General features: G+C 66.8%; 13 protein-coding genes. 8 read left to right on the top strand and 5 right to left on the bottom strand.

Going from position 1 to position 17,620, the window contains the following annotated elements; translation table 11 throughout:
• The gene (locus F1609_RS21645) at positions 1-660 is read left to right on the top strand and encodes a response regulator (protein ID WP_167078729.1); all 660 of its coding nucleotides are present in this window, start codon (positions 1-3) and stop codon (positions 658-660) included.
• Positions 661-711: 51 nt separating this feature from the next.
• Here the strand turns inward: F1609_RS21645 and F1609_RS21640 are convergent, their stop codons facing one another.
• Positions 712-957, bottom strand: a complete 246-nt coding sequence (locus tag F1609_RS21640) for a heavy-metal-associated domain-containing protein (RefSeq protein WP_187363095.1) — start codon at positions 955-957, stop codon at positions 712-714.
• 222 nt (positions 958-1,179) lie between these two features.
• Between F1609_RS21640 and F1609_RS21635 the strand changes: the two genes are divergently transcribed.
• The gene (locus tag F1609_RS21635; RefSeq protein WP_167078728.1) at positions 1,180-2,379 is read left to right on the top strand and encodes an NnrS family protein; all 1,200 of its coding nucleotides are present in this window, start codon (positions 1,180-1,182) and stop codon (positions 2,377-2,379) included.
• Positions 2,380-2,447: 68 nt separating this feature from the next.
• On the top strand, positions 2,448-2,693 hold the full coding sequence (locus F1609_RS21630; RefSeq protein WP_229421991.1) for a hypothetical protein: 246 nt from the start codon (positions 2,448-2,450) through the stop codon (positions 2,691-2,693).
• Here the strand turns inward: F1609_RS21630 and F1609_RS21625 are convergent.
• A complete protein-coding gene (locus tag F1609_RS21625; RefSeq protein ID WP_167078727.1) occupies positions 2,674-4,395 on the bottom strand; it encodes a L,D-transpeptidase family protein in 1,722 nt (573 codons plus the stop codon). The two genes, F1609_RS21630 and F1609_RS21625, sit on opposite strands and share 20 nt — an antisense overlap.
• A 686-nt stretch (positions 4,396-5,081) precedes the next feature.
• Entirely contained in the window at positions 5,082-6,257 is a 1,176-nt protein-coding gene (locus F1609_RS21620; protein ID WP_167078726.1) for a glycerophosphodiester phosphodiesterase, read from the bottom strand.
• Between the two features lie 251 nt (positions 6,258-6,508).
• Here F1609_RS21620 and F1609_RS21615 point away from each other — a divergent pair, with 251 nt between their 5' ends.
• Positions 6,509-7,669 (top strand): putative peptide maturation dehydrogenase, encoded by a 1,161-nt coding sequence (locus tag F1609_RS21615; protein WP_167078725.1) that lies wholly within the window; start codon positions 6,509-6,511, stop codon positions 7,667-7,669.
• A 30-nt stretch (positions 7,670-7,699) separates the two neighbouring features.
• Here the strand turns inward: F1609_RS21615 and F1609_RS21610 are convergent, their stop codons facing one another.
• Together F1609_RS21610 and F1609_RS21605 are read right to left on the bottom strand one after the other, a co-directional pair.
• Entirely contained in the window at positions 7,700-7,966 is a 267-nt protein-coding gene (locus F1609_RS21610; RefSeq protein WP_167078724.1) for an NHLP-related RiPP peptide, read from the bottom strand.
• A gap of 102 nt (positions 7,967-8,068) precedes the next feature.
• Complete coding sequence (locus F1609_RS21605) at positions 8,069-13,111, bottom strand: response regulator (protein ID WP_229421990.1); 5,043 nt, start codon at positions 13,109-13,111, stop codon at positions 8,069-8,071.
• A 321-nt stretch (positions 13,112-13,432) separates the two neighbouring features.
• Here F1609_RS21605 and F1609_RS21600 point away from each other — a divergent pair, with 321 nt between their 5' ends.
• The 4 genes from F1609_RS21600 to F1609_RS21585 all read left to right on the top strand — a co-directional run bounded on the left by F1609_RS21600 (position 13,433) and on the right by F1609_RS21585 (position 17,617).
• Positions 13,433-14,812 carry a right-handed parallel beta-helix repeat-containing protein gene (locus F1609_RS21600; RefSeq protein WP_167078723.1) on the top strand — a complete coding sequence of 460 codons (1,380 nt, stop codon included), beginning with the start codon at positions 13,433-13,435 and terminating at the stop codon, positions 14,810-14,812.
• Between the two features lie 314 nt (positions 14,813-15,126).
• Entirely contained in the window at positions 15,127-16,023 is an 897-nt protein-coding gene (locus F1609_RS21595; protein ID WP_167078722.1) for an RNA ligase family protein, read from the top strand.
• Positions 16,020-17,165: an AAA family ATPase gene (locus F1609_RS21590; protein ID WP_370661654.1), complete on the top strand. Its 1,146-nt coding sequence runs from the start codon at positions 16,020-16,022 to the stop codon at positions 17,163-17,165. The genes F1609_RS21595 and F1609_RS21590 overlap by 4 nt, the downstream gene beginning before the upstream one ends.
• Positions 17,162-17,617: a hypothetical protein gene (locus F1609_RS21585; protein WP_167078720.1), complete on the top strand. Its 456-nt coding sequence runs from the start codon at positions 17,162-17,164 to the stop codon at positions 17,615-17,617. Before F1609_RS21590 ends, F1609_RS21585 begins: the two co-directional genes overlap by 4 nt.
• Positions 17,618-17,620: the final 3 nt, after the last annotated feature.

The raw sequence follows: 17,620 nt of genomic DNA, 5'->3' as shown, positions 1-17,620 counted from the left end.
ATGGACACCCCCGAGCAACCGATCCGCGTGCTGCTGGTCGACGACCACAGCCTGTTTCGCAGCGGCATCCGCTCGCTGTTGCAGCGCCACGCCGAATTTGCCGTCGTCGGCGAAGCGGCCGATGGCGTCGAAGGCATCAAGCGCGCGCGCCAGCTGCAACCGGACGTGGTGCTGCTGGACCTGAACATGCCCGGCATGTCCGGCGTGGAAACCTTGCAGCTGATGCAGCAGGATTGCCCGGACGCGGCGATCGTCATGCTGACCGTGTCGGAAGAGTCGCAAGACCTCGGCACGGCATTGCGCGCCGGCGCCAGCGGCTACCTGATCAAGAATATCGACACCGAGTTCCTGCTGCGCGCGATCCGCCGCGCCGCCGCCGGCGAGACCGTGGTGGCCGAGGCCATGACCGGCAAGCTGGTGGCGCAGCTGCAGGCCGGCACGGCCGGGGAAGCGCCCGCGTCCGAGCTCGACAAGCTGACCCCGCGCGAACGCGAAATCCTCGACTGTCTGGCGCGCGGCGAGAGCAACAAAGCCATCGCCCGCAACCTCGACCTGGCCGAAAGCACGGTCAAGATCCACGTCCAGAACGTCTTGAAAAAGCTCAAGCTGGCCAGCCGCGTGCAGGCGGCCGTGTTCGCCGTCGAACAGCGCATGAAATAGGCTTCGCTGTCCATGAGTGGAGGTTGCGCCGGCGCGCTTGCCGGCGGGCGCTCAGCCGCCGCAGCCGCCGCAGCAGCCACCGCTGGCCGGCGGCGCCACCGTAAAGCCGGCCGCGAACAAGGCATCGCGCAACTGCTCGGCCGAGGCGCGCCCCTCGTCGAAGCCGACCCGGGCGCGCCCGGTGGCCAGGGTCAGGTGCACGGTCTCGACCCCGGTAACGGCTTCCAGCGCCTGGGCGACGGCCAGCGCCACGGTCTGGTTCTGCATGGCGGGAATGGTCAGTAAAGCGGTTTGCATACGTTCTCCAATGGTTGGCGTGGGTTGATGCGAACAGCCTAAAGCGCCGTTCGCCCATCGTCCAGAAGCGTGTGCGATTTGTTCGGAAAACACGATCTGCATCAAGAATGCCCGACTTAAACCGCGCTGCCGCCGCTGCCTCATCAAAACGGGCGCGTTAACCATTGCCGCAGGCGGCGCATTTAAGTAGTATATTGAATATATCTTTAAAGGATGAATGCCATGAGCCTGCTCACAATCGACGAACCGGCCGCGCCGCTCCACCATGCGCCGTGGAGCGCGCAGCACCCTGTGTGGGCGCTGGGCTTTCGCCCGTTTTACATCCTCACGGCTGCCTTCGCCGCGCTCGCCGTGCCGCTGTGGCTGGCGCAATACTTCGGCTGGCTGAGCTGGCCGCACGGCGGCCTGGGCTGGCATGCGCACGAGATGGTGTACGGCATGGCGATCGCCGTCATCGTCGGCTTCCTGTTCACGGCCGGGCGCGCCTGGACCAATCTGCCGACCCCGCGCGGCGCTCATCTGGCGTTTCTCGCCGGCGTGTGGCTGGCCGGGCGCGGCGCCATGCTGGCCGCGCCGCCGCTGGCGGCCGCCGTGGTCGACCTGCTGTTCCTGCCGCTGGCGGCCTGGCCCCTGTACCGCGTGCTCAAGCAGTCGGGCAACAAGCGCAACCTGTTCCTGGTGTTCCTGCTCGGTTTGCTGACCCTGGCCAACGCGCTGTTCCATGGCGCCACCCTGGGCTGGGTCGCCATATCGCCGCTGGCGCCGGTGCATGGCGCGATCCTGGTCATCGTCATCATTGAAGCGGTGATCGGCGGGCGCGTGATTCCCATGTTCACCAACAACGGCGCGCCGGGCAGTAAACCCGTGGTGCGGCCGCGCTACGACAAGGTGGCGCTGGGCCTGACCGTGGCCGCCAGCATCGCTTACGTGCTGCCGCTGCCCGGCGCGATCGCCGCCGCGCTGATGATGGCCGCCGCCTGCGCCATGCTGGTGCGCCTGACCGGCTGGCAACCGCAACGCACCCTGCATGTGCCGCTGCTGTGGATTTTGCACGTGGGCTACGCCTGGATTGCGCTCGGCTTTGCGCTGCTGTCGCTGGCCGCGCTTGGCTTCGGTGCCGCCAGCGCCGGCTTCCACGCGCTGGCGGTCGGGTCGATGGCGGGCCTCATCATCGGCATGATGACCCGCACCACGCTCGGCCACACCGGACGCATGCTGAAAACCGGCCGCTACGAGCCGTTCATGTATCTGCTGATCCAGGCCGGCGCCGTGCTGCGCGTGCTGGCCCAGTTCGCGCCCGTTGATTGGCGCAACGGCGCGCTGCTGGCCTCGGGCGTGTGCTGGAGCCTGTCGTTCCTGCTGTTCCTGCTGGTCTACACGCCGTACCTGTGGCGTGCCCGCATCGATGGACGCGAGGGTTGAGGCGAGATGGTAGGATAGCGGCCTTGCCCGGCAAGTTCCTCTTAACCAACTGAAGTGATCAAGAAAAAATGACAACCGTATTTGCGATGCCCGTGTTCGATGCCACGGTCATCTTTGAAGGAAATGAACTGTTCAAGGGAAAAGGTTCGGCCAGCATGTGGGCCGAAAAACTCGCTGCCGAGATTGGCGGCGAGGTCGGTGTGCAAAAAGTCGGCACCGGCTGGGTCATCACCGGCCGCGTCGACGGCGACGACTGCCAGTGGGGCATCCACGGGCAGCGCCTCAAACGCGTGGTCAGTGCGCCAGCGCAATAGCGTCGCTGCGCACCTTTAACAATTTTTCCAGCCCCGGATCGCGTTTGTACACGTCTTCCGGAAACAAGGCCAGCCCTTCGCGGTCGGTCACGGCCGTCGAATAGAACAGCACCACCGGAATCGGCTTTTTGATGCCGACCGTTTTCATCGGCGCCGGCTTCATCAGCGTGTCGATGGCGGCCGGGGTCATCTGCGGCTGGTCGCCGAACACGAACTTGGCCAGGCCCAGCGGGTTTTCGACCCGGATGCAACCGTGGCTCAGATCGCGCCGGCCGCGCTTGAACAAGCCCTGCGCCGAGGTCGAGTGCAGGTAGATATTATCGGTATTGGGCATGGCGAATTTCACCGCGCCGAGCGCATTGCGCGGACCCGGACGCTGGCGCACGCGGTACTGGCCGGCGCGCAAGCCGTCCAGGGTGGCCGCATCGACCATCGACACCGGCGCGCCGCCGCCGAGCGGCACCAATTCCATCTCGTTCTTGCCCAGGTAGCCCGGATCGCGCGCCAGCTTGGGAATGATCTCGCCTTTTTCTATACTGCGCGGCACGTTCCAGTATGGATTGAACTCCACATAGCGCATCGAGCCGACGAACAGCGGCGTCGGCGTCTTGGCCGACGCCCCGACGATCACGCGCATTTCGATCAGCGGATTCTTCGCGCCCGGACCGAGTTCCAGCGCCCACAGGCGAAACGAGGGCAGGTTGACGGCGATCAGGCGTCCGTCCGGAAAGTCGGGCAGCCAGCGCAGGCGCTCCAGGCCCAGTTCGAGCTGGCGCACGCGGCGCGTCAATGGCACGTTCAGCGCCGCCAGGGTGCCGGCCCCGATCACGCCATCGTCATTGAGCGCGTGGCGCAACTGGAAGCGCTTGACGCCTTCAGCCAGGGCGTCGGTATAGATGCCAGCCTGGGCGGGCGGCTCGGCCGCTGCGGTGGCGCTCAGGTCGCCCAGCTGGACCAGGCGCGCGCGCAGCACGGCCACGCCGCTGTATGCCGTGCCAGGTTCGAGCTTCTTGACGCCGGCGGGCAGCGCCGGCAGCGCCGTGAAGGGCTGTTCGGCCAGCTTGCGGTAGGTCGCCAGGGTCGCCATCACGCGCCGGTACAGCGGAATGCGCGGCTCCGACGCGGCCACCGCCTGGTCCAGCCGCTGGCTCAAGAGCGCTGTGCGCAGCTGCTCGACCGGGTCGGTCTTGGTCAGGCGCGGATCGGGCAGGGTAGTGTGGTACTCGGACTTGACCCGGCCCACGCGCAGGTCGGCCAGGTAGTGCAGCATGGCTTGCGTCATGCCGGCCTCGAAGCGGGCGCCGGTGCGCTGGGCCGGATCGGCCAGCTGGCGCGCCAGGCCATCGACGTTGTACTCGGCCGGCGAGAGGCCATGCACGCCGGCGTTTTGCAGCAGCGAGAGGGCGGCGCTGGCTTGCTTGTAGCCGCGGTCCTGCCATGCCGGCGCATAGGCGCGCGCGGCGTAGAAGCGGGCCAGCCAGTCGCGTTCGTCGTACGGGCGCGAACCGCGCGTACCGACCGCCGCCGCACTGATCGCCAGCGTGCGCAGCTCGGCCGCGATGCCGGTCGGCGTCGGGGCGGCAGCGCTTAGCGCGGGCGTTGCGAGTGCTGGCGCGGCCGCGCTGGCCGCACCGTGGGGAAGCCAGACCACAAGCGCCAGCGCAATGGCGCTAAGGCGGAAGCTTCGTTTGCCGACGATCATTTAAGTTTCCAGACAGTAAAAATCCGACCATCTTAAACGAAGCGGTGGGTAATAACATGACGGTTGTCAAAAAAGTTATAAAAATGGTAGCGTCAGCGCAACAAACTGTCGTTGATCGCCAGCGTCGGACGGTATTCGGCGCTGACGCGACGGCGTGTATCGCCTGAAATAGCGGGCCACCGTCCATTTTGCCACGGCCGCCGTATGGGCTGGCGGTGCGACGGTGAAGGCATCGTGATTGCGCGTAAAATATTATCGCAACGGCATTTAGTTGTCGTTCAGACCTCTTCTGGGACGGGATGCTGACGGCCTCTCAGGGACCGCACAGGAAAAAAAGCGGTCGCTCAACAACGCGCGTCTCGGCCAGCAAGACCTCGCCTTTGAGGTCGGGGAGAGCCTGTTTGCGGGCGTGCTCGAACGCCGCCAGGCCGCGCCGCAGTGCGATGTGTTCTCGCGGGTGTAGACGAAGTCGCCAATGCAGACCGCACGGCCGACCGGGGCGATGAAGGCGGGCGGCGTCCGGTCCTCGGGATCAGGTTCGCTCGGACGACGGATACAGCTTCCGGCCGGAGCGGTGCCGGCACGGTTGGAAAAGGGTACATCGGCTTCTTGACAGATGCGGATAGCGGCGGCGGACATGCCGCTCGCTCCCATTGCCAGTTAGACCATGGAATCAGCCTGGCGGCCTAGTACCCGATTTCTTTCAGGTAATCCGCGCGCGCGGCCAGGGCCGTATCGGCGAAGTCCGAAAACACGCCATCGACGCCAAGCGCGTAGAACTGCTTGTATTCGAGCTTGGGATCGCCCTTGTAGTCGAGCGGCAGGCGGCGCTTTTCGTTGCGGAAGGTGTAAGGATGGATCAGCAGCCCGGCCTTGTGCGCGTCCGCCACCAGGCTGGTCGGCGCGGTCGTGGTGCTGTCGGCCTCGTTGACCTTGCCGTCGCCGTTGGCGTCGACCAGCTTGCCGTCGGCGCCGACGGTGCCCTTGGAGCTGACGATATAGCGCTTCCATGGGCCGATGCCGTCGGCGTAGGTCTTGATCTCGGCCAGGCCGGCCGGCGTGACCATGGCGCTGAACAGGCGCTTGTCGCCCGCCACGGCCCAGTCGTACGGGCGGTCGAACGGCGCGGCGTAGGTGAGGGCGCCGGTTTTCAGGTCGACATCGTCGGCGTCGATCAGTTGCACCATGCGCAAGGTCGAGCCCTTGCTGCGCATGTATTTCAGGCTGCCCGGCTCGAACGATTGCACGAACACCGGCGCCGTGCGGCTGTTCCAGCCGGCCGCTGTGAGCAGGGTCAGCAGCTTGTCTTCGAGCGGCAGGCCGGCGTCGCGGTGGAAGGTCGGGTTTTTGGTCTCGGGGTAGAGAATGATGTTGCGGCCGCTCTTCTTGATCATGTCGACGATTTCCTGGATCGTCGCGATCTTGTAGCGCCCGTTGAATTGCTGCGGCCGCTCGGCGTCGGTGGAAATGCCGCCCAGGGTCTTGATTTCGGCCAGGGTAAAGTCGCCGGCGAACCAGCCTTCTTCGAGCAGTCCATCCACGCTCATCTTGCGCTTGCGGCTGGCAAACTCGGGATGCGAGGCGACATCGGTGCTGTAGACCAGGTTGGGATCGTGGCGCGCGATCAGTACGCCATCCTTGGTCGAGACCACGTCCGGCTCGATCGCATCGGCGCCTTGCTCGATCGCCATGGCGTAGGCTTCGACGGTGGCTTCCGGCAGATAGCCGCCGGCGCCGCGGTGTGCCACCACCAGCGGCGCCTTGCCGTCGAGGGTGTTGAGGACCACTGGATCGTTGCTGTTGCATGCGCCGAGCGCGACTGTTGCCGCGCAGACCACTGCCAGATTCCGTTTGATTGCCATTGCCGAGCCTCCGTGAATTAAACGCGGAATTCTAAATAGTGGAAATGACAAGCTGATGACCAGCCATGATCGGTCGCCAGCCGACCCGGACTTTGTGGCCCTTCAACCTGACACTGTGCTCCCAACGTTGTTTGCGAACACCTCCGCTCGCAAATGAGGTGCGTCGATGCTGGCCACAGGCTATGATCAGTCTGCATTCCAGCACTCATCCAGCCGGGCAGCGCCCCGGCCCAGACCAGGGCGGACCCCTTATGAAGATACGGCGTTGTGCAGTGCTGTTCATCGAACCGCGCGAAGACCTTGGCATCGACTGGGCCGCGTTATTCTCGGGCGCGGGCGCGCTCAGCGCACAGCTGCGCTGGGTGGCGCTGGCGCCGCACCTGGACCGCGAAACGACCATTGACGGCGCCCAGGTGGCCGCGCTCGGCGCCATCGGCCAGACCGCCTGGACCGAGCGCCTTGACGCCGACCGCCAGCTCGGCGCCGCCATGGTCGACAGCCTGCTCGCGCTTGGCCTGCTGCTCGACGACGGCAGCGACGCTGCCGCCAGCGCTAACCCCGCGCGCGAACGCGACGCCGTACTGCGCGCCCAGCACTGGCGCCCGCTCTCGGCCGCCGCCCACATGTTCAGCCGCTGGGACGGCATGCTGGTCGACAAGGGCATGCACTTCCCCAGTTTCGAGGAACTGGTCCAGTCCTATGGCGCGCCACCGGAGCCGGCCATCGAACGCGGCGACAGCGCGCATGCCATCGCACTGCCGGCCGCGCAGCCCGGCCCGCTGGACGCGCAGCTGCTGCGGCGCTATACCGGCCGCAATTACGACCCCGACGCGCCGCTGCCGCCCGAGGTGCTCGCGCGCCTGCTGCAGCGCACCTTCGGCGCCCAGCTCCAGAGCATGGTGGCGCAGGAAGCGCTGGTGTTCAAGAAAACCAGTCCTTCGGCCGGCGGCCTGCATCCGACCGAGGCGTATGTGCTGGTGCGGCGCGTGCCGGGCATCGCGCCCGGGCTGTACCACTACCACGCGCTCAGGCACGCGCTCGAACCGATGGCGCAGCTCGACCCCGCCGACGCGGGCGAGCTGGCGCGCCAGTTCGTGGCCGACCAGCACTGGTTCGTCGACGCGCCCGTGATGGTGGTGATGGCGGCCCGGGTGGCGCGCAATTTCTGGAAGTACCGCAACCATGCCAAGGCCTACCGCGCCCTGATGCTCGACGCCGGCCATCTGTCGCAAACGTTTTATCTGCTGGCCACCGAAGCGGGTATGCCGGCCTTTGTGACGGCGGCGGTGAACGAGAAGGTGATCGAACGCGTGTTCGGGCTCGATCCCTTATCCGATGCGGTACTCGCCGTGTGCGGCTGCGGTGTCGCAGCCGCCGGGCAGGCCACGCTGGAATTACGTTATGAAGAGTGAAGGGCGGGGAGGCAAGATGGACGGCGCCGCTTACGCGTTACCGGGCGCGCTACCCGATAAAAAGAAGGGAATCGCGCCGGCTGCGCTGTCGAGCTTGGACATGAAGGTCATGCGGTCGAGCGCGATCGCATCCTTGCCCGGAAGGCAACGTTGCGATGGAATTTGCCCGGGCGCGAGCGCAATGCCAAGGCTGCCCAGGGCTGCCACCGGATCTCCCAGCAGGCGCGCGCGGAATACATCATCGCTGGACAATTTTTGCAGCAGGGAGTCCAGATCGCTATGCAGGTGGGTAGTCATGATGGGGGACCTTTTCGTGTAGGAGAATGACGAGTCACGTAAGAGAAGCACCTAACCATCGTAGGATAATTATTGACCGGTATCAAGCTTTAGTGAGTATAGCTATGTGTTTTCTTGGTCATTGTTGGCGCCATCCATCACTTCGTTAAACAGGTCTAAGAACCCCGGTAACAATTGGGCGGCGACGGCGCCATCGCGCGCCATCAGGCGTTCTTCCAGCTCGCCGGCGGCGCGGTACAGGCCTTGCGCCGACAGGTTGCCTGCCGCGCCCTTGATCTTGTGGACCAGCAGTCCGGCCTGTTCCAGTTCGCCGCCACCCATCGCCTGTTCGATGGCGATGCGGCTGCCAGCGAAGTCCTTGGCGAACATGGCCAGCAGGCGCGTGAGCAGCGGGCCGTTGTGGCCCAGGCGCGCCATGGCGGCCTCGACGTCGATGCCGGGCAGGTGCAATGGCGCCTCGCCGCTTGCGGCCGGCTCGGGCACCGGCGGCGGCGCCACCCGGGTCGGGTCGGGGCGGATCCATTCGGCCAGCACGGTGTACAGGATGGCCGGCTCGATCGGCTTGGACAGGTAGTCGTTCATGCCCATCGCCAGGCAGCTGTCGCGGTAGCCGGCCACCGCGTGCGCGGTCATGGCGATGATCGGCAGCTCGGCGTGGCGCGGGTTGGCGCGGATGCGCGCGCTGGCCTGGTAGCCGTCCATTTCCGGCATCTGGATATCCATCAGCACCGCGTCGTACGCGTTCTGGTCGACCAGGCGCACTGCGTCCACCCCGTTGCCGGCCAGGTCCACGTGCACGCCGGCGCGGCGCAGGATTTCGCTGGCCACCTGCTGGTTGACCAGGTTGTCGTCCACCACCAGCACGCGCGCGCCCAGGATGCGTTCGGCCGCCTGCGACGGAAACGGCGCCGCGTCACACGCCGGCACGGCGGCGTCGAAGCCCATGGTCGCCAGCACGCTGTCGAGCAGTTGCGAGGCGGTCACCGGCTTGACCAGGAAGGCGCCGATCCCGGCTTCTTCGGCGGCCGCCTTGATATGGTCGCGCGCAAAGGCGGTGACCATGATGATCGACGGGATCGCGGCCAGGGTCGGGTCGTCCTTGATGCGGCGCGCCGTTTCCAGGCCGTCCATGTCGGGCATGTTCCAGTCCATCAGCACCAGGTCGTAGGCCTCGAGCTGCAGCGCGAACAGGGCGGCCGCGCCCGAGCCGACCGCGCTGGCGTCAAAGCCGAAACTGCGCAGCTGCAGTTCGAGCATCTCGCGGGTCGGCGCGCTGTCGTCCACCACCAGCACCTTCTTGCCGCGCGCGCCGGCGCCGGCCTGCAAGCGCACCGCGCCCTGCGCCGGGGCCACGTTGAGCGTCAGCGTGAAATGGAAGCGGCTACCGGCGCCCAGTTCGCTGTCGACGCCGATCTCGCCACCCATCTTGCGCACCAGCTGCTGCGAAATCGCCAGTCCCAGCCCGGTGCCGCCGTAGATGCGGGTGGTGCTGGCGTCGGCCTGGGCAAAAGCCTGGAACAGGCGTGCCTGCTGCTCGGGGCTGATGCCGACCCCGGAGTCTTCCACCGAAAAGCACAGGCGCACCTGGCTGGCGGCGCCTTGCCGGTCCAGGTCCCATTCCCGGTCCCAGTCTTTATCGCGCTCCACCCGCAGCTGGATATGGCCGTGCGCGGTGAACTTGAGCGCATTGCCGACCAGGTTGATCAGCACCTGGCCCAGCCGCAGCGGGTCGCCCATCAGGATCTGCGGCACGTCGGGCGCGGCCCAGATCACCAGTTCGAGTTCCTTTTCGGCGGCGCGCCAGGCGAACAGGTCGACGATATTGGTGAGCGTGTCGGGCAGGTCGAAGGGCACCACTTCGAGTTCCAGCTTGCCCGCTTCGATCTTTGAAAAATCGAGAATGTCGTTGATGATGTCGAGCAGGTTGTTGCCGGCGCGGGCGATCTTGCGGAAGTAGTCGCGCGGCTTGGGCGCCAGCTCCAGGTGGCTGCCCAGGCCGGCGAAGCCGAGAATGGCGTTCATCGGCGTGCGGATTTCGTGGCTGATATTGGCCAGGAATTCGCTCTTGGCGCGCGTGGCCGCTTCGGCGCGGGCGCGCGCCTGTTCGATCAGGCGCAGCGCATTGGCCTTCTGGAAGGCCGATACGAACGGTTCCTTGAGGGCCTTGAGCAGTTCCAGGTCGCCATCCTGCAGGGGCACCTGCGGCGCGCGGTTTTCGAACACCAGAAAACCTTCGATGCGGTGCTCGATGCAGATGCGCACCGCCAGCTGCGCGTGGCCGGCGTGGAGTGGGGTGGCGCCGGCGCGGGTCAGGTAAATGTCGGTGGTGAGCATCTCGGCCGTGTCGACGTAGCGCGCTTCGGCCTCGCGCAACGCCATCCCGTCTTCCACCGGCACGGCGCCGTCGCGGTCCCAGTACGCGCGCATGGCCAGGGTGTCGGTCTCGCTCTCGCGCACCAGTGCCCAGGCGGCGTCGATGCCCTTGATGAACATCGATTCGCGCAGGATGGTGTGCAGCAGCGCGTCGAAGTCGAGTTGCTCGTTGATCGACTTGACGATGGCGTTGAGTTTTTCCAGGTGCTGGGTGCGCGAATACACCAGCGCCTGCAGCGCCGCGCGGCTGCGTTCGAGCTGTCGGATGCGCCAGCGGTACAGCCCATACATGGCCGCCAGCGCCGCCAGCACATACGCCAGCTTTGCCCACCAGGTCTGGTGCCAGGCCGGCAGCACGCGCACCCGGATCGACAGCTCCTCGTCGGCCCACACGCCGTCGCGGTTGGCGCCGCGCACGCGCAGGCGGTAGTCGCCCGGCGCCAGGTTGCTGTAGGCCGCCACGCGGCGGTTGGCGTCGTTCTCGACCCAGGCCTGGTCGTAGCCTTCCAGCAGGAACGCGTAGCGGTTGCGCTTGGCGTCCGAAAAATCGAGGGCCGCCACTTCGATCTCGAAGCCCTTGATCCCGGGCGGCAGGATCAGGCGGCTGTCGCGCTGCGCCAGCACCTGCGCGCCCGCCACCGGATGGCCATCGGTGCGCAGGGAACTGATCGCCAGCGGCGGGCGGTATTCCCAGTTGGCCAGGCGCTCCGGATGCACCACGGTCAGCCCGCCGGTGGCGCCGAACAGCAGGTCGCTTTCGGGCGTGGCGGCGGCCGCGCCGATGAAGTAGGTGGGAAAGCCCAGGCCCTCGGCGCGCGCCAGCGCACGCGCTTTCAGGCTGCCGCTGTCGATGACGGCGATGCCGTTGCCGGTGCTGGCCCACATGCGCGCGCTGCGGTCCAGGCGCAGGGCCGACACCGCGCTGCTGGGCAGGCCGTCGGCCAGGCCCAGGCGCCGGAACACGGGCGCGCCGAGCGGCGTGCGCATTTCCAGCACGTTGATGCCGCCACCGTGGGTGGCCACCCACAGGCGCCCGCGTCCGTCCATGGCCAGGGCGCTGATCACCGGGTCGGACAGGGCGCTCTCGTTGCTCGGGTTGGCCAGGATCTGTTCGATCTTGCCGCTGACCGGGTCGAGCCGGTTCAAGCCGTTGCGGGTGCCGATCCAGAGCGCGCCGCCGGGGTCCGCCATCAGGGCCTGGATGCGGTTATCGGTCAGGCCGCCCGGCCCGCTGGCGTAGGTGGTGAGCGTATGGGCGGCCGGGTCGTAGCGCAATAAACCCTCGAAGGTGCCGAGCCACAGCTGGCCGGCCTGCGCAACGATGTTGCCGATGCGCGGATAGGCGTTTGCCTGCGGCAGCGCCACGCGCGCCACGCTGCGGCCGTGGTCCGAGGTGCGGTACAAGCCGAGCTGGGTGCCGATCCAGGCTTCCTGCGGACTGGCTTCGGCCAGCGCCAGCAGCATGCGGTTGGGCAGGGCGCTGTCCAGGCGCGCCGGGTCGGGGCGCAGGGCGGCGCTGCGGGTGCCGTCGGCGTCGACCAGATCCACGCCCTGGTCGGCCAGGCCAAGCCAGACGCGCCCTCCGGAGTCGGTCATCAGGGCGCTGATGGCCGCTTCCGGCAAGCCCTCGGCGCCGAACACGGCGGCCACCGCGCGGTTGTTGGGGTCGTGAAAATCGACGCTGCGTTCGTTGCTGACCCAGATCAGGCCACTGCGATCGCGCAGCAGGGCGGCGGCGCGGTCGTTGGCCAGGCTGGCCGGCACCGCCGCCTGGTGCACGATGCGGCGCGCGCGTCCGCTGGCGGCGTCGATGTCGATGATGCCGCCGCCGTAGGTGCTGGCCCACCAGCGGCCCGGCATGATCTCGGTAATCGCCAGCACCATGTTGGCGTGGGCGTCCTTGATGCCGTCGAGCGTCATCAGGCGCGCCCGCGTGGCGCCGGGGTCGACCACGCCGATCCCGCTTTTCAGGGTGCCGAAAGCGATCTGGCCGCGGCTGTTTTCGCCGAACGCGAGTACCGCGTCGCGCAAGGCGCCGTCAGGGCCATTCTCGTCCAGCGCGACCGCTTCGAAGCGGCCGCTGACGGCGTCGCGCCGCGCCAGGCCGCTGCTGGTGCCGATCCACAGATTGCCCTTGCGGTCCAGGTGCAGTGCGCGCACGCGCGCGTCCGGCAGGGAGCCCGGCACGCCGGGATCGGGACGGTAGTGGCGCACGGCGGCGCGCGCCGGGTCGACGTAATCGAGGCCCGAGGGCGTGCCGACCCAGACCCCGCCCACGCCGTCGCTGGCGATCGCATTGATGGCGGCATCGGCCAGGCCGGCCGCCCCGGCCGCGCCGGCGGCAAAACGGATGAAGCGCTCGTGCATCTTGTCGTACATGGCCAGCCCGCCGGTGGCGGTGCCGATCCACAGGCGTCCGCGCCGGTCCACGTGCAGCGCCTGGATGAAATCGGCGGGAACCGAATACGGGTCGGCGGCGTTGTGCACGAACGAGAGCATGCGGTAGCCGTCCCAGCGCGCCAGGCCGCGCTGGGTGCCGATCCAGATAAAGCCGTCGCCGTCCTGCGCCAGCGCCATCGCCACTGGATGCGGCAAGCCCTGGTCCAGGCCAATATGCTCGAACAAGGGGGTGGCCAGCTTTTCCCAGCGGTCCGGCGTGCCAGCGGCCAGTGCGGCCCCGGCGAACAGGGTCAGCGCGGCCAACAACGGCGCCAGCCAGCGGTGCCGCAAGGCGCGGGTATAGAGACGGCCTGATGTGTCGTGGACGTTCAAGTCGGGACGCGCTCCTGTCGGTGAAATCGGATGCTGCGGCGTCCCCGTGGACGGGCTCGCCTTTCCTGAAAGCATACGCACTTGTCCGGACACTGTCTATTCAGTGCACTCGTGCAGTATTCCTTTGGCAATGTTGCACGCGCGTTTGGCCCCCAAGTTGTTGCGATAATCCAAAAGGATGCCGGAACGGCAAGCGGCACGCGGCCTGGCCGGCGAAATTGCCTCTTGTTATTGCTGAAAAAAAATTCGTAACAATGCCGAACCTTGCTTATTGAGCAGCCTCAAACCTAGCCATTCACGATTTTGGAAGAGGAACTTCTAATGAGTAAGATTACCTTGATCACCTTGGAGCATCGCGCCGTGACACTTGCCAGCAGCAGTTTCGCCTTGTTATTAAGTGCCTGCGGCGGCGGCGGCGACGAGCAGCGCGCGCCGGCCCAGGCCCAGACCGCCGCCGGCGCAACGGTCCCGCAGCAGGCCAGGCCGCCCGATCCCGGCACCGTCGTCACCAGCGGCGCCGGCGGGCCGGATGACGCCGACAGTGCCGACGCCGCGCCGGCGCCCGCGCAGCTGCCCGACGTGGCGCCCCAATCGTTCGCCATGGCCGGCTACACGGCGGCGCCTGGCGCCGAGGACCAGGCGCGCGCCGCCGCCAGCCCCGGCGCCGCGCTGTATGTCTCGCCACAAGGACACGACGACAATCCCGGCAGCGCCACGCGGCCTTTCCGCAGCCTGGCACGGGCCGCGCGCGCGGTGGCGCCGGGCGTGACCGTGTACGTCGCGCCGGGCACCTACAGCGGCGGCATCAGGACCAGCGCCAGCGGCCGTGCCGATGCCCGCATCGCCTTCGTCTCCACCGAGCGCTGGGGCGCCCGCATCGTGCCGCCGGCCCGCTCGGCCGGCAAGAGCGCCTGGGACAACCGCGGCGACTACGTCGACATCGTCGGCTTCGACATCGATGGCGCCACGCATCGGGAAGGCACGCGCTGGACCAGCGGCATCTACAGCGGCGGCTCGCACGACACCATCCGCAGCAACCACGTGCACCACATCGCGCAGCAAGCCGCCTGCACCAGCGCCGGCGGCGCCGCCATCGGCGTGGACGGCTACTACCGCGGCGTGGACTCGCACGTCATCGCCAACCTGGTGCACGACATCGGCCCGGCCGGTTGCCGCTTCGTGCAGGGCATTTACGTGAGCACCACCGGCAGCGTGAAGAACAACGTGGTGTACCGGGTGGCGGAAGCGGGCATTCACCTGTGGCACGACGCGCGCGACGTCGTCATTGCCAACAACACCGTGACCGGTTCGAACACCGGCATCGTCGTCGGCGGCGGCGACTTTTATCACACGTCCGGCCCGAACGACCGCACGGCGGTGTACAACAACATCGTCTACGATAACAAGATGGGCATTTCGGAGCAGGGCCGCACGGGCCGCAACAACAGCTACCGGAACAACCTGGTCTACAAGAACAGCAGCTACGACTTTCGCCTGAAGAACGGCCTGACGCACAGCGGCACGGTCAGTTCGGCGCCGCTGTTCGTGGGCGAGACCAGCGTGGCCTTGCCGGACTTTAGCCTGAGCGCCAGCTCGCCGGCGGTCGGTCGCGCCACGCCGCAGCATGCCGCCAGCACCGACTTCAATGGCCGTCCACGCAACGTGTTCACCGGCTTTGACATCGGCGCCTACCAGCACTGAGCACGCGCGGCGCCGGTGCTGCGCGCCTGCGCGACGGCCGGCGCCGCGTGTTCAGATTATTCTTTACATTTTTGCAAAAGGCGGGTTAGACTGCGTGCCTTCGCAAGAAAACTCACTACTGAATCGAGAACCTGACGTGCCTGACCACAGCCAACCTGTCTGCTGACGATATCGGATTGACCTGCCCGCGCTGTAGCTAAAAATAGCTAAAACCAGCACCCGGCAGGCTGTGCATGCCGCTTTCCCACGACCCTTGCGGTGGTGGCGTAGTTCTCCCTTTGTCGTCGGCTCCCATCTACAACATGGAGCGCATCATGACGAATTTCGTCCACAACCTGGAATTACAAAAATACCCGTCCACCCGCCATCTGGAGGGTTCGCAACTGCAGCAGGGCGACGACGGTTACGCAAAAACAAGCAAACGCAACGACCCGCGCGCGGCGTACGCCTCGCTGGCCGGCCGCACCATCGTGGTCGAAGAAAAACTCGACGGCGCCAATGCGGGCCTGAGTTTTTCCGAAGGCGGCGAACTGCTGCTGCAAAGCCGCGGCCATTACCTGGCCGGCGGTGGGCGCGAGCGCCAGTTCAGCATCTTCAAGCGCTGGGCCGCCGCCCACGAGAGCGCGCTGGTCGAGCGCCTGGGCGACCGCTACGTCATGTACGGCGAGTGGATGGGCAAGAAGCACAGCGTCTTTTACAACCACCTGCCTCACCTGTTCTGCGAGTTCGATATCTACGACCGCGACAAGCAGGTATTCCTGTCGACGGCCGCGCGCGCCGCCTTGCTGGGCCAGGCGCCGGTGCTGCCGGTGCCGGTGCTGTACGCCGGCGTCGCGCCGCCTCGGCTGGCCGACCTGAAAGCGCTGATCCGCTTTTCGCTGGCCAAGACCGCGCGCTGGCGCGAGGACTTCGAAGCGACGGTCGCACGCGAAGGGCTGGACCTGGCCAAATGCTGGACCCAGGCCGACAAGTCCGACCTGGCCGAAGGCCTGTACATCAAGGTCGAGGAAGACGGCGTGGTCGCGGCGCGCTACAAATGGGTGCGCAGCGACTTCGTGCAGGCCATCCTGGACTCGAACATGCACCACTCGCAGCAGCCCTACGTGCCGAACCAGCTGGCGCCCGGGGTCGATATTTACGCACCGCGCCTGAGCACCACATGGGAAACCGCATGGGAAGACCTGGGCCTGGTCACCGAAGGAGCCGCATGATGGACAAACTCACTTACAAAGCCATGGCCGCGCACGTGCCCGCGCCCGGCCAGGCGCCCGACTGGGCCTGGTTCCTGCATGCGATTCCCGAACTGGTGCTGCTGGCATCGACGCCGCAGGACCCGTACTACCACGCCGAAGGCGACGTCTGGATCCACACGCGCATGGTGGTCGACGCGCTGATGCGCGGCGGCGAGTACGTCGACGGCAGCGACGAGGAGCGCTTCATCCTGTTCTACGCGGCGCTGCTGCACGATATCGCCAAGCCGGCCACCACCGTGATCGACCCGGACAGCGGGCGTATCGGCCAGCCGGGCCACTCCAGGCGCGGGGCCATCGATGCGCGCATCCTGTGCTGGCACGCGGGCGTGCCGTTCGCGCTGCGCGAGCACATTTGCCGCATCATCACCGTGCACCAGCTGCCGTTTTTTGCGCTGGGCGGGAACAAGAACGGCCAGTCGGCCGAATTCCTGATCCGCAAACTGTCGCACGAACTGGACCTGCGCCTGTTGTCGGCGATGGCGCAGGCCGACATGGAAGGGCGCTCGTATGAAAAGAAGGACGACTGCCTGGTCGACATCGCCCTGTTTCGCGAGATGGCGCGCGACGAAAACTGCTACGGCACGCCCAAGGCCTTCGCCGATGCCCACACGCGCCTGTCGTACATGCGCGGGGCCGGCATTGCGCCCGGCTTCGTGCATCACCAGAACGCCGGCTCGCGCGTGACGGTCATGTCGGGCTTGCCGGCGTCGGGCAAGAACCACTGGGTGGCGGCCAACCGGGCACGCCTGCCGGTGGTGTCGATCGACGACGCGCGCGAAGAACTGGGGCTGCGCCATGGCGCCAACGAAGGCGCGGTGGCGCACCGGGCGGTCGATTTCGCCAAGGAGATGCTGCGCGAAAAAGCGCCGTTCGTGTGGAACACCACGCACCTGAGCGCGCAGATGCGCAAGAAGACGCTCGACCTGCTGTATGCCTACGATGCCGAGGTCGAACTGGTGTACCTGGAACAGCCGCCGCAGGTCATCTTCAAGCGCAACAACCAGCGCGACACCAGCCTGCCCAACAAGGCGATCGAGCGCATGCTGTTCAAGTGGGAGGTGCCGCTGCCGACCGAGGCGCACGCGGTGAGTTACTTATGACGGCCATACCGACGCTTGCCATCAGGATGACTTGCGAGGCGCCCCGGCATGGCTGGATGGGCGTGACCCTGACGGTCGGCGCGCAGGTGGTGGAGATCGACACCTCGGACGTGCCCAACAACCCGGTCGCCGACCTGCTCGACGCGCTCGACCTGGCCACCTACGGCACGCCGTCGCGGGTGTGGTGGCACATGGAGCCGGACGGGTATTTCATGTACTTTACGCCGGATGGCGACCAGGTGCACTTCAGGATCGACTTCGCCCCCGACAGCGACAGCACCTCTGCGCGGGTACGCACGGTGGCCGAAACGAGCGGCAGCCGCGCGCAGGTGCTGCTGCCGTTCTGGCGTTTCGTGCGCAATTTCCAGTCGCGCGGGTACACCGAGCCGCACTGGCCGCCCGACGCTTTCGAACGCATCGATGTGGTCAAGGCCCGAATCAGGCAGCCTTGAATA

This window comes from Massilia aquatica (assembly GCF_011682045.1).
Taxonomy (GTDB): Bacteria; Pseudomonadota; Gammaproteobacteria; order Burkholderiales; family Burkholderiaceae_D; genus Telluria_A; species Telluria_A aquatica.
Note: the sequence above shows the minus strand (reverse complement) of the source record. Positions and strands in the feature narration are given on the sequence as shown.

Excerpts from the sequence above, each read along its gene's own strand:
- F1609_RS21625 (WP_167078727.1), bottom strand. The coding sequence starts at position 4,395 with ATGATCGTCGGCAAACGAAGCTTCCGCCTTAGCGCCATTGCGCTGGCG.
- F1609_RS21585 (WP_167078720.1), top strand. The coding sequence starts at position 17,162 with ATGACGGCCATACCGACGCTTGCCATCAGGATGACTTGCGAGGCGCCC.
- F1609_RS21595 (WP_167078722.1), top strand. The coding sequence starts at position 15,127 with ATGACGAATTTCGTCCACAACCTGGAATTACAAAAATACCCGTCCACC.
- F1609_RS21630 (WP_229421991.1), top strand. The coding sequence starts at position 2,448 with ATGACAACCGTATTTGCGATGCCCGTGTTCGATGCCACGGTCATCTTT.
- F1609_RS21640 (WP_187363095.1), bottom strand. The coding sequence starts at position 957 with ATGCAAACCGCTTTACTGACCATTCCCGCCATGCAGAACCAGACCGTG.
- F1609_RS21590 (WP_370661654.1), top strand. The coding sequence starts at position 16,020 with ATGATGGACAAACTCACTTACAAAGCCATGGCCGCGCACGTGCCCGCG.
- F1609_RS21620 (WP_167078726.1), bottom strand. The coding sequence starts at position 6,257 with ATGGCAATCAAACGGAATCTGGCAGTGGTCTGCGCGGCAACAGTCGCG.
- F1609_RS21645 (WP_167078729.1), top strand. The coding sequence starts at position 1 with ATGGACACCCCCGAGCAACCGATCCGCGTGCTGCTGGTCGACGACCAC.
- F1609_RS21610 (WP_167078724.1), bottom strand. The coding sequence starts at position 7,966 with ATGACTACCCACCTGCATAGCGATCTGGACTCCCTGCTGCAAAAATTG.
- F1609_RS21600 (WP_167078723.1), top strand. The coding sequence starts at position 13,433 with ATGAGTAAGATTACCTTGATCACCTTGGAGCATCGCGCCGTGACACTT.
- F1609_RS21635 (WP_167078728.1), top strand. The coding sequence starts at position 1,180 with ATGAGCCTGCTCACAATCGACGAACCGGCCGCGCCGCTCCACCATGCG.
- F1609_RS21615 (WP_167078725.1), top strand. The coding sequence starts at position 6,509 with ATGAAGATACGGCGTTGTGCAGTGCTGTTCATCGAACCGCGCGAAGAC.